Raw genomic sequence first — 12,642 nt, forward strand, 5'->3', positions numbered from 1 at the left:
AACCCCTACTCCCCACAAGAACTTTATCAAATTTTAGTTCACAGTTTAAATGTGCAACAGCTTATAGCAATCCTTAGCAGCACATTTTAAGTTGCTACTTCGATATCTTAGAGTAATTCTACTCTTTGACAAAAGTGTTTTTAGCTTAACTGGTGACCAATGTGTAGGCACTGGCTGCGGGCGATACCTAGCCGAAAGTTCAGGTCATTCCCCCGTCTGAAGACTGGCTGTAAGCTGGTCTTTTTGTTAGCTGAAAACTCTACTGTTAGTTAGGTCTTACGAGGGTTAATTGTCGTAAAGTGATTTTACAGGCAAGCTGCAAACAGGAGTGAGAACATTCAAGTAATTGTAGGGAAGCTTTGAACGTTTGTTGGGAAATTGTTTGTGCCTCAATTGACTTGCAAGGAATTTCCCTTTCAAATACACCCCTGCTTACAGCCGCGATCGCACTCTCGAAAGGACTAGCTGATGCAGGTAAAACAAAACAAACTTTTCACTACCGAAGCGATCGATCGCTTATCTTCACCGGAACGCCTCGACGAAATGATGCAGGTGGTTAGTCCTCGATCGTGGCTGCCACTAACTGCAATTGGCTGTTTAGTTGCTGCTGCGGGGGTTTGGAGTGCGATCGGGCGAATTCCGCTGACTGTTTCCGGTCAAGGCGTGTTGCTTCTGCCCCGCAGAGTCGTGCAATTTCAAGCTGCTAGTTCCGGTCAATTGGTAAAGCTAAATATCAAGCCGGGAGATGTTGTTAAACGGGGTCAGGAAATCGGTAGAATTGATAAACTCGACCTCAAGCAGCAGTTAGAGCAAGAAAAAGCGAAATTAGCCCAACTGCAAGGGCAAAAACAAGATACTAATAAGCTGCAAAAACAGCAAATTGCCCTGGAATTAAAAACCCTAGAACAGCAGCAAAAAGACCTTCAACAAAGCTTGAATAGGGAGTCAGTTGCACCGATATTGCACCAGCAAAGTATGGCGGCATTAGAGCAAAAACGCCAAAGTTTGGAAGAAAGTTTGCGCCGCGAACAAATTGCGCCGGTACTGCGGCAGCAAACTCTGGCAGCATTAGCAGAAAAACGCCAAAGTTTGGAAGAAAGTTTGCGCCGGGAACAAGTGGCACCGATATTGCGGCAGCAAACTCTGGCCGCGATCGCCAAAAAACAGGACAGTCTTTTGCAGCGAAAGCAGCACATCACTTCTTTGGTGGAAACTTTACAGCAGCGGTTTGAAACTCGCCGCGTTCTTTACGAACAAGAGAGGGCGATCAGCGAGGATGTAATGCTGCAAGCGAGACAGGAATTCGCGGACTCTCAGATGCAACTGGCGGATATTGAAACGCAGTTAAAGGAACTCGACGTTCAGAAAACCAATAGCGATCGCGAATTCCTGCAAAATCTCAATAAAATTGACGACCTCAAAAACAGCCGGCAGCAACTCAAGGTAGAAGCTACCAATACCGAACGGGAGTACCTGCAAAATCTCAACCGCCTTAACGAAATTAAAAACAACCTCCAAGAACTTAAAGTTCAGAAAAGTAACACCGAACGGGAGTACCTGCAAAACCTGAATAAAATTGACGAAATCAAAACTAAGATTAAAGACATGGAAACCCAAGCGGTCAAACTAGCTCAACAAGACTTAGAAAAATCGATCGCCCAAACAAATCAAATTCAGGAAGTTAAACGCAAGATTGCCCACTTGCAGAATCAGTTGACGGCCGACAGCAAAATTACCAGCCAATACGACGGCCGCGTTTTAGAAGTTAGCGCCGTTGCAGGTCAAATGCTGAACATCGGTACAAGGATCGGGACAGTTGAATCTAAAAATTCTCGCGAAAAAATGGTCAGTCTTGTTTATTTTGCTGACAGAGACGGCAAGCAAATTAAACCGGGAATGACCGTACAAGTTACCCCTAGCGTCGTCAAGCGGGAACGCTACGGCGGCATTGTCGGCAAAGTAACCCAAGTTTCTCCTTTTCCGGTTACTAATCAAGATATGTCGTCAATTATCGGCAATGAAAATTTGGCTGACAGCATCGCAAAAAACATAGCTGGTGGCGGTGCTCCCGTGCAAATTTTTGTGGAATTGCAACAAGATCCGAACACTATCAGCGGTTACAAATGGTCTTCCTCGAACGGGCCTCCTCTCAAGATTTCCCCCGGTACTACGGCGCTAGTTCGGGTTCAAATCGGGCAGTTAGCGCCGATTTCTTACGTGATTCCTATTTTTCGTTCTTTGACTGGCGTTTACTAACCGTTATTAGTCAGTTTTTTTTCTTCCCCAGGGATAGATAATTGCTGACAAGAAATACGTTACACCGACCGTTTCTCTTGTTTATATCGAAGTCTAGATCCCCCCTAACCCCCCTTAAGAAGGGGGGGACAAGAGCAGTCAAAGTCCCCCTTCTTAAGGGGGATTTAGGGGGATCTAGACTCGAATACCAGCAAAATTTATTATGGGTTTCAGCCTTATAGCCGATGAAAATACCCGATATTCACAAGTTTGTTACACCGCGCAACTTAAGGCGAGTTCGTACTCCCACACTGCTACAAATGGAAGCAGTAGAATGCGGTGCTGCTGCTTTAGGAATTATTTTGAGTTACTGGCAACACCCGGTACCTTTAGCTCAATTGCGGAGCGAGTGCGGCGTTTCTCGCGATGGCAGTAAAGCTTCTAATATCCTTAAAGCAGCCAGAATTTACGGCTTAGATGCTAAAGGGTTTAAAAAAACTGTCGAAGAGTTGAAAATTGTACCGCCGCCTTTTATTGTTTTTTGGAATTTCAATCACTTTTTGGTGGTTGAGGGGATTAAGAAAAAGCGCGTTTACCTCAACGATCCCGCATCGGGGCCGAGGACTGTTTCCCTAGAAGAATTTAAGTCTGCTTATACTGGCGTTGTTTTGACTTTTGAGCCTGGGCCTGAGTTTAAAAAGGGCGGGAAAAAACCCAGTATTGCCCGTGCTTTAGATTCCCGATTGCAAAGTTCCCGTTGGGCGATCGCATTTTGTTTAATTGCTGGTTTATTACTGACTGTTCCCCGTTTGGCTGGCGCGGCATTTACCCAAATTTTTGTGGATGAAATTCTCGTCGAAAACCGTCACGATTGGCTGCGACCTTTAATACTGGGAATGCTGTTTGCGGCGGCAGTCCAAGGGCTGCTAGCGCGGATGCGGCTTTTCTATTTGCGGCGGCTGGCTAACAAACTTTCGATTTCGATGTCGGGACAGTTTCTCTGGCATACTTTGCGCTTGCCTGTGGGATTTTACGCGCAGCGGTTTGCCGGTGAAATTAGCAGCCGCTGCCAAGTTAATGACAAGGTTGCTGAAATTTTATCGGGGAAACTTGCTGCAACTGCGATCGACGCCGTGATGATGGTTTTCTATGCAATAATTATGGTTATGTACGACTGGGTATTGACCAGTGTTGCCGCTGTTTTTGCAGCCTTAAACTTTTTGGCACTGCAATCTTTATCCCGCAGCCGCGTCGATGCTAACACCAGATTAGCTCAGGAAACAGGTAAGGTGGGCGGTGCTGCGATCGCAGGCATTCAATCTATTGAAACTGTCAAAGCTAGCGGTTTAGAATTCGATTTGTTTTCTAAGTTTGCCGGGTACTATGCCAAAATGAGCAACGCCCAGCAAGAATTGGCTTTGCCCACTCAAATATTGTCAATATTACCAGCATTTTTAACGGCATTAGCTGCAACTGCTATCTTAGTTGTCGGGGGCTTGCGGGTGATGAACGGGGGTTTGAGTATCGGGATGTTAATTGCCTATCAAAGTCTCACTCAACAATTCCTCCGACCCGTCAACAATCTGGTCAATTTTGGCAGCACTCTGCAAGAATTAGAAGCCGAATTAAACCGACTTGATGACGTTCTGCAAAACCCGATCGATCCAGAAGCAGACCGCGATTCTTCTAATAGTGGAAACAGCCGCGCCGCCCTTGCACCAGATTCTTTTCATTTGCAGGGCTCGATTGAATTGCGCGGTGTCAGTTTTGGCTACAGCCGCTTGGAAGCGCCGCTAATTGAAAACTTGAACTTAACCGTAAAACCCGGTCAGCGGGTAGCGTTAGTGGGGGGCAGCGGTTCGGGCAAATCTACTATTGCCAAACTTGTGACCGGGCTTTACGAACCAATGAATGGCGAAATTTTATTTGACGGGGTTCCCCGCAATTTGATTCCCCGTTCTATCCTAGCAAATTCGCTGGCAATGGTCGAACAAGAGATATTTCTATTTGCCGGCACTGTTCGGGAAAATCTCACGCTTTGGGACCCGACAGTACCGGAAGCAGATTTAGTGCAAGCGTGCATTGATGCGGCAATTCACGAACTTATTTTGAATATGCCGGGAGGATACGATGCTCAACTCAATGAAGGGGGGACAAATATGAGTGGCGGACAGCGGCAGCGCTTGGAAATTGCCAGGGCATTAGTGAGGAATCCAGCGGTGTTGGTGCTGGATGAAGCAACAAGTGCTCTGGATGCTGAAACAGAGTTAATTATCGATCGCAATTTGAGGCGTCGCGGTACTTCTTGTATTGTGGTTGCTCACCGTTTGAGCACGATTCGAGATTGCGATGAAATTATTATGCTAGCAGGGGGGAAAGTAGTTCAAAGAGGCACTCATGAGGAGTTGCAAAAGCTGGGAGGATCTTATGCTCTTTTGGTTGGGAATGAAGAATAAATAGCAGAAATACAGTAGCCAACCCGACAGTCCGCCAGGGAATGAATTCCCTGTCTAATAGCTAAAGTCCTCTGAAGAGGACTGAAATGAATGATGGTTTGATTTGGCTATTCAGTCTTATACCAATTTTTTATGAGGCTGTATAGAATACGATCCCCCCTAACCCCCCTTAATAAGGGGGGGACAATTATCCGATATTTCGTCCTCCTTATTAAGGGGGATTTAGGGGGAGCAAAATATGTGCAACGACCCATTAAATTGTTATTAGCTATTGAGTCGGTTTTAACCGACTTTAGCTATGAGACGGGGATTTTAATCCCCGGCGGATCTGTGGATTAGCCCGATCGATTCCATCGAACTTTCTTCTTTGACGCAGGCCTTTAAACCCCTGCCCGACTTGATATTACTAATCACAAATTACTAGCTATGCTCGATCTAAATCCTGTTAAGAAACTGCACCGAATTAAAGGAAATGAACCGCTGCTGCTGAATGACCCGCATCAGGTATGGATTGTTAAGTCGGGCGCGATCGCAGTCTTTGCAGCCCCGATACAAAGTGAGAAGCCTGCGGGAAACCGCCATTATCTGTTCGGCGTCGGTGCCGGCGAGGCTTTGTTCGGCGCCATTACCCCCCCCAACCAGGGCGGGCACGGGGGCACCGCCCCTACAAGGGGGGGAGAAAATTTAAAAGCTGGCTGGGGACTTCTGGCGATCGCGATCGCCGAAACGGAACTGGAACCGATCGCGATCGCAGATTGTGCCGCTTTAGTTGCTGCTGGTGACGGCAAAACGCGATCGCTTGTGGAAGGGTGGATACAGCATTTGGGAGAACGAGTGATTCCCTACGGGATAGCTGCGCTTCACGCCCCGGAGGAAAAAGTTGCCCCAGAAACTGCGGTTGTCGCAGCAGCCTCGCAGCAGATATCGCTACTTCCCGGTCAAATTCTGCGATCGCCTCCGGGAACAGTTGTCTGCGTGCGCGTCTCGTCGGGCGATGCGAGTGTCGGGGAATTGAAGTTAAATTCCGCTTCCCCAGCATTTCCTTTGGCTGGGAATATGCTGCTGGCGGCCTGCGGGGAAGTTGAGGTGCAAATTTTCTCAACAGCAGAGGTGGAAAATGCCGACTGGCTGCCCGCGAGTTTAGCTTTGCTGCACGAGTATTTCTGCTGCTGCTTGAACTTGCTGGTTTCCCAGCAAAAAGCCGAGGAATTCCGGCGCTTTCAGGAACGCGAACAGCTAAACCGCCAAGTAACTCAGACAGCTTTGGGAGAGTTAACCGAGGTGCTGCATCCCCGGAAAACTGCCTTGTTTGAGGAAGGAACGCCTCTGTTAATCGCTGCTGGGGCTGTAGGTAAGGCACAAAGTATAACCGTCAATCCCCCGGCGGGTTCCGAAGACTTGAGTCGAGTTAAAGATCCGATCGAGGCGATCGCGCGATCGTCCCAATTTCGCACCCGCCGCGTGTTGCTGGTTGGAGATTGGTGGCGGCAGAACTGCGGCCCGCTATTGGCTTATACAAAGTCCGACGATCGACCTGTAGCTTTGTTGCCCGGTAAGGGATCTCGTTATACTTTGTTCGATCCGATCGATCGCACTCGCAAACGGGTAACTAAAGCAATCGCCCAAGAGTTGTCGTCAGAAACTCTCATGTTTTACCGGCCGCTGCCGCTATTAGTTCGCAACGCTGCGGAACTGTTTCGCTTCGGGACGAAGGGCTACGAAAAAGACACGATCGCTGCTTTCGGGCTGGGGATATTGGGAACGCTGCTGGGGATGGTGACGCCGCAAGCTACCTCGATTTTGGTCAATGATGCTATTCCTGACAGCGATCGTTTGTTACTGTGGCAGTTAGGGCTGGTATTGTTAGTTGCCGCGATCGGACGGGCTGTATTTAGCATCGCCCAAACAATTCTGACCCTGCGGATCGAAAATGCTGCTAGTGGCACTCTCCAGCCGGCAGTTTGGGATCGATTGCTGAGATTAAAACCGGCGTTTTTTCGCAGCTATTCATCTGGGGACTTGCTAACTCGCTTATTAGCAGTTAATCAAATTCGCGCCCAACTCAGCGGCGCGACGCAGCGGACACTTTTGAGCGCGATATTTTCCCTGCTGAATTTGGGGCTGATGTTTATTTACAGCCTGCCGCTGACTTTAGTCGGAATTGGTTTAACTCTTATCGCGGTTATAGTAACAGTCACATCCAGCTTGCTCTTAATCCCAAAAGAGCGGCAGATGGAAACAGGAGAGGGCGACATTAACGGGCTGACAGTAGAACTAATTAACGGAGTCTCAAAGCTGCGGGTAGCGGCCGCCGAAGGGCGAGCTTTTGCAGCTTGGGCGAAAAAATACAGCCAACAAATTAAATTAAGAACTGGAATTAAACGAATTGACGACAGCGTTTCTGTGTTTAACGAAGCGCTGCCGTTAGTCAGTTCTATTCTGATGTTTTGGTTTGCAATTGTGTTCATGCAAACCTCTCAAACAGAAGGAGGCGGACTGAATATGGGAACCTTTCTTGCTTTTAATTCCGCCTTCGGCACCTTTCTTTCTGGCGTCACAGATTTGAGCAATACCCTAACTGATATTTTAGGAATTGTACCGCTGTGGGAGCGCGCCAAACCGATCGTCCAGGGCATCCCGGAATCTGACCCGACAAAAGCCGATCCCGGCCGCTTGAAAGGTCAAATTACGATCGATCGCGCCACTTTCCGCTACCGCGATGACGGGCCCCCAATTTTAGATGATGTCAGCATCAATATTCAACCGGGGGAATTTATCGCGATCGTCGGGCCGTCTGGTAGCGGCAAATCAACATTATTTCGGCTGTTATTGGGATTTGAAATAGCACAAAGCGGCACTGTTTATTACGACAATCAAGATTTAGCAGGCCTCGACGTTCAAGCTGTGCGGCGGCAGTTAGGAGTAGTGCTGCAAAACGGCAGAATTAATGCTGGTTCGATCTTTGACAATATTACCTGCGGGGCGATGGTAACGCAGGAGGAAGCTTGGGAAGCGGCGCAAATGGCCGGTTTAGCCGCCGATATCGAACAAATGCCGATGGGAATGCACACGGTTGTCAGCGAGGGCGGCACGAATCTTTCGGGAGGACAGCGGCAAAGATTGTTAATTGCGCGCGCGATGGTTGTCAAACCAAAGATTATCCTGATGGATGAAGCTACGAGTGCTTTGGACAACCGCACGCAGGCGATCGTTACTGAGAGTTTGGATAAGTTGAATGTGACGCGAGTTGTCATCGCCCACCGCCTGAGTACGATTCGCAATGCCGATCGCATTTATGTAATTGAAGCCGGCCGTTTGGTGGAATTCGGTTCGTTTGAGGAATTGGTAAAACAGGGAGGATTATTTGCTAGATTAGTGGCGCGGCAATTAGAGTAATGTAAACGCGATTTCACAAACCCGTAGGGGCGGGTTCACCAACAATCTCTGGCAAAAATATACAATTTCGTAAACCCGCCCTACCCACCAACAATACAAATGTACCGCTAATTTACGGGGTAAAATGTTGATGTAAATCCAACCCGTAGGGGCGGGTTCACCAACAATATCTGGCAAAAATCGACAATCTCGTAAACCCGCCCCCACCCCACCAACAATACCAATGTACCGCTAATTTATTGGGAAAATGTTGATGTAAATCAAGGCGGGGGAGGGCGGGTTTATGGGATTGTTCGATCGGTCCGAGAGATTTCGGTGAACCCGCCCCTACAGCCATCACTATGAATCGAGCCAAATTAGGCTTATTCTTTTGTTACCAAATCGGGCAACCACAACAAAATTAGCAATAGCAAGCAGGCGATAACTAAGCCAACGCTAAATATTGTAGTGTTACTCATATCGGGGGCTTGCTGCATGAGGTATACTGGCTGTATTGCATCCATAATAAATTACAGGTATTTTGTAGGAACTGAGGCTTGACTTTTCGTCCTTTTAACTTAAGATTTATGCCACAGTCCGACAGGGAATTAATTCCCTGTCTCATAGCGAAAGTCCTCTCAAAGAGGACTGAATAATATTAGATTCGGTCGCTCGACCGCAATAAGATTCGATCGCTCGTGCGGACAACAGTCCGCAAAATGCTGCGTACTGTTGTCCGCACTACAAACCTTTTTAGATCGCCCTCGAATCGACCGGATCTGATATAACTTATTAGTCCTCTTTGAGAGGACTTATGCTATGAGGCAGGGGTTTAAACCCCTGCCGGACTGCCGGACTGCGGGTGTAACGTTTTTAACTTGTGTTATGAACCCAAAAGTTCCAACATCTTCGTAGGGATTGTCAAGCGCAGTTTTGGAGGCGGTTGGTTGATTGTGAGAACAGGGATACCAGCAGCCCGAGCTTGATCCGCAGCATCGGAACAGCCACCCGCGATCGCATCTAATTCCAATTCGTCCAATTCTTGATTAGTTGAATTTTCTTGTTGGGATTCGGACGGTACTTCTTGGGAAAATTTATTGTTGCTTTCCATTGAGGTTTTCTCCTTGCACAATTAGTGAAATTTGTTTCCAAAAGCGATTGAACCAACTCCTAGCAAAGTTGCCTGCTATCCCACTTTTTTACCCGCAAATGCGTCATAAGTTCTCGGAGAGAAGCGGGGGATATTATGCCAATCTTGAAACATAAAACCCAAACCGCCTGCGATCGCATCTAATTCCGTATCGTTCAATTCTTCAGCAACAGAATTGGCTGGCGACTGTTGCTGTTGTACGGCCGAATCTTGCTCAAGTTCTCGGGAAAACTGATTAGTGCTGTCCATCTGATTGCTCCTTTTGATTTCGGTGTTGGATTCAACAAAAGATTACCTATGCTCCAGGAGTAAGGAGACCGGCGACACCCCCAGCAACAGCTCCTTCTAGCATTTTCTCACCGATCTCATCGAATTTTCCTGTGACAAGAGCGCTGAAAAATCCAGCTATAGCACCTCCCGCGGCTCCTATAGCACCTCCAACAGGTCCAGCGCCAGCAACAGCCTCCAATTCACTGTCAGACAACTCGCCTGAAGTATCTGACTGACTCTGATGCTGGGGCGTCATCGACTCCAGCCACTCAGAAACCTCTGTTGAGGAGAAATTGTAGCTTTTTTCTTTGCCCAGGGCTACCGCTTTATCCACTAAGCTTTCCCGATCCGTTACGGATTGGAACTGTAGCTGGAGTTCTGGATCTTGTGATACTTCTTGAAAAAAATGATTGACGCTTTCAAATTCAAAAGACATGAGATTTGCTCCTGATTTAATTGTTAAGGAAGTTACTCCTTAATTGATTTTTTCCGGCTAGGCTATGGCTGGCCTTTGCGTAAATTTAGTTTAGAAAATTTCCTGCCTAAAGTAGCTAGCTCAAAGTAGAGTTTTGAACCTATAAAAACAACTTAGCTTTAACTCACCTTTAGTTGAGAAGATTACCTGAACTTTTGGCTAGGTATCGCAGATCGCATACAACTATATACTGGTAACACTCTCTTGCAATAACTAAAGCCTGCGTCCCATTCCTGAGTTTCTCCAAGCGATCGCCCCAACGCCCAACACCAACTACTCATCCCACTACAACAAAAAAACTTTAACCTCATACGGAAGCTTAAAATATGCCAGCCAGACAAATCAACAATATCCCAGATGAACCCTACCTTCACTTGCTAGAGAAAGTCGATTTTACTCCAATTTTTATTATGGGAGATCATCGTTCGGGAACGACGGTACTATATCAAATATTGGCTGCAACTGAGTGCTTTAACTACCTCAAGGCTGCTCACATCATCAAATATGATGAAATCTTGGATAACCATATAAATGGAAGCCAAGAGCAAACTCGTCAAGAGTTGGAAAATTTGTTTGAATCCTTGGAAATCAGCGATCGCCTGTTCGATAAAGTCAAGCCTACTCCCGATTTACCAGAAGAGTATGGATTTATTCTCAGAAATGCTGGCTATGACTCTTACTTGAACCCTGAAAACCTGCTTTTGTTTGTGCAACTCTGTCATAAAATTCAATTTGCTTCCAATTCAGACAAATCTCTCTTGCTCAAAAATCCCTGGTGTTTTCCCCACTTTATGTATATCAAGAGTGTTTTACCTAAAGCTAAGTTTGTGTTTATTCACCGACATCCAATGGGAGCATCTCAGTTTTGTAAAAAGCATTTTTTTTATTGTAGTGCGAGCGTCCCCGCTCGCGTATTGTACAATACGCGAGCGGGGACGCTCGCACTGTAAATGCAAAACTGAGATGCTCCCCATCCAATCCATGTGATGAATTCTAAGTTAAAAGCGGCGCGCTTGATGCTTTCTGTTAAAAGTCCCTACACGCAGCTAATTTCTAAGCGGTATCGCAAGATATTTGACAACCCCCTGCGGCGTTTGCTTTTTCGGATTAAGTATTCGAGTTTATTTGGCTTGGGGATACGTCAAGTGACTCAAACATCTATGCTAGCTACGACTTATTTTTGGGAAAATATTCGAGCGCTGCCAACAACCGATTATATATCTATTAAGTATGAGGATTTATGTCAATCCCCAGAGTCAACTATCCTGAAGGTATTGGAGTTTCTACAACTAGAAACAAAAACTACTGTAGACTATGAAAGATCGATCGCTCCTCGTCCCGTGAAGTTATTGCCAGAAGTGGAAAATAGCTATGATGAAATCTGCCGGAAACTCCAACCGTATCTCGTCCATTGCGGTTATTAGGAACTACGCATTAAGCCAAAGAAACCGGGTTTTTTGCTGAATCTGCGGGCTGCGATGAAGGATTTTGGTAAAAAACCCGGTTTCTGACAGCCCGTGCGTAAGTCGCAATCTAAAATCTAAAATCGACTGATGGCTCACGCACATCTGGTGTGAGGAGCAAATTTATGCTATGTTCGACGGCAAAGTTGACCGCAGGCTGAATATGCTCACTTTTCCTGGCGTTGAAGTCACAGAGCTTATCTACGAAAGCGCAAACTCCCTGGTTTACCGAGGATTCCGACAACCCGACTGTCTCCCCGTCGTGCTCAAAGTCCTTAAAGAAAATTATCCCACACCCCAAGAACTCGCCCGCTATCGCACAGAGTATAAAATTACACAATCTCTGAACCTGAGCGGCTGTATAAAAGCCTATGATTTGCAGCCATATCAAAACACGCTGGTGATGTTTTTAGAGGATTTTGGCGGCGAATCCTTGAAAATTTGGATGCAGCAGCAAAAATTTAGTATTGCAGAATTCTTGCGAATTGCGATCGCCACTACAGAAAGTTTACAACAAATTCACAGCGCCCACATCATTCACAAAGACATTAACCCTTCAAATATTGTCTTCAATCCAGCTAGCGGCGAACTCAAAATTATCGATTTTGGCATTTCCACGCAGTTGACGCGCGAGAATTACACCATCAAAAATCCCAACTTTTTAGAGGGAACTCTTGCTTATATGTCGCCGGAACAAACCGGCAGAATGAATCGAAGTTTAGATTACCGCACGGATTTTTATTCCCTGGGGGCTACCTTTTACGAACTGCTGACATACCAACTGCCTTTTGACACTCAGGATGTGCTGGAATTGGTACACAGTCACCTCGCTAAACAGCCCTTGTCTCCATCTCAGGTGAATCCCGAAATTCCGCAAATTGTTTCCGATATTGTGATGAAGTTGATGGGGAAAAATGCTGAGGAGCGGTATCAAAGTGCGATCGGCATTAAACTCGATTTAGAAGAATGTTTAAATCAACTGCATAGCGCTAACAATATATCAGTTTTTCCGCTAGGATGTCAAGATATTTCTGACCGTTTTCAAATCCCGCAAAAACTTTATGGCAGAGAGCGAGAAATTGATAGTTTACTAACAGCTTTTGAAACAGTCAGCAGTCACAGGCAAGATGCCTGTGCCACAAGCAGTCACAGGCAAGATGCCTGTGCCACAAGCAGTCACAGGCAAGATGCCTGTGCCACAAGCAGTCACAGGCAAGA

9 protein-coding genes are annotated in these 12,642 nt (G+C 46.6%); 6 read left to right on the forward strand and 3 right to left on the reverse strand.

What is annotated here, in order from left to right; genetic code table 11:
• The first annotated feature begins 468 nt into the window (after nucleotides 1-468).
• The 3 genes from QT992_RS18160 to QT992_RS18170 all read left to right on the forward strand — a co-directional run bounded on the left by QT992_RS18160 (nucleotide 469) and on the right by QT992_RS18170 (nucleotide 8,087).
• On the forward strand, nucleotides 469-2,256 hold the full coding sequence (locus tag QT992_RS18160) for an NHLP bacteriocin system secretion protein (RefSeq protein WP_333340577.1): 1,788 nt from the start codon (nucleotides 469-471) through the stop codon (nucleotides 2,254-2,256).
• Nucleotides 2,257-2,480: 224 nt separating this feature from the next.
• On the forward strand, nucleotides 2,481-4,691 hold the full coding sequence (locus QT992_RS18165; protein WP_333340574.1) for an NHLP family bacteriocin export ABC transporter peptidase/permease/ATPase subunit: 2,211 nt from the start codon (nucleotides 2,481-2,483) through the stop codon (nucleotides 4,689-4,691).
• 426 nt (nucleotides 4,692-5,117) lie between these two features.
• Nucleotides 5,118-8,087, forward strand: a complete 2,970-nt coding sequence (locus QT992_RS18170) for an NHLP bacteriocin export ABC transporter permease/ATPase subunit (protein WP_333340571.1) — start codon at nucleotides 5,118-5,120, stop codon at nucleotides 8,085-8,087.
• Between the two features lie 862 nt (nucleotides 8,088-8,949).
• Here QT992_RS18170 and QT992_RS18175 read toward each other — a convergent pair.
• From QT992_RS18175 to QT992_RS18185, 3 genes are all read right to left on the reverse strand, one after another.
• Nucleotides 8,950-9,177, reverse strand: coding sequence for a hypothetical protein (locus QT992_RS18175; RefSeq protein WP_333340568.1), 228 nt, complete (start codon nucleotides 9,175-9,177; stop codon nucleotides 8,950-8,952).
• Between the two features lie 75 nt (nucleotides 9,178-9,252).
• A complete protein-coding gene (locus tag QT992_RS18180; RefSeq protein WP_333316002.1) occupies nucleotides 9,253-9,465 on the reverse strand; it encodes a hypothetical protein in 213 nt (70 codons plus the stop codon).
• A 46-nt stretch (nucleotides 9,466-9,511) separates the two neighbouring features.
• Complete coding sequence (locus tag QT992_RS18185) at nucleotides 9,512-9,922, reverse strand: Nif11-like leader peptide family natural product precursor (protein WP_333316003.1); 411 nt, start codon at nucleotides 9,920-9,922, stop codon at nucleotides 9,512-9,514.
• A gap of 365 nt (nucleotides 9,923-10,287) precedes the next feature.
• Between QT992_RS18185 and QT992_RS18190 the strand changes: the two genes are divergently transcribed.
• From QT992_RS18190 to QT992_RS18200, 3 genes are all read left to right on the forward strand, one after another.
• On the forward strand, nucleotides 10,288-10,911 hold the full coding sequence (locus QT992_RS18190) for a sulfotransferase (protein ID WP_333316004.1): 624 nt from the start codon (nucleotides 10,288-10,290) through the stop codon (nucleotides 10,909-10,911).
• 36 nt (nucleotides 10,912-10,947) lie between these two features.
• Nucleotides 10,948-11,385 (forward strand): hypothetical protein, encoded by a 438-nt coding sequence (locus QT992_RS18195; RefSeq protein ID WP_333316005.1) that lies wholly within the window; start codon nucleotides 10,948-10,950, stop codon nucleotides 11,383-11,385.
• Nucleotides 11,386-11,587: 202 nt separating this feature from the next.
• A partial coding sequence (locus tag QT992_RS18200; RefSeq protein WP_333377419.1) for a serine/threonine-protein kinase occupies nucleotides 11,588-12,642 on the forward strand: 1,055 nt, incomplete at its 3' end.

Source organism: Microcoleus sp. T3_D1, assembly GCF_036700405.1.
Lineage (GTDB): Bacteria > Cyanobacteriota > Cyanobacteriia > Cyanobacteriales > Microcoleaceae > Microcoleus.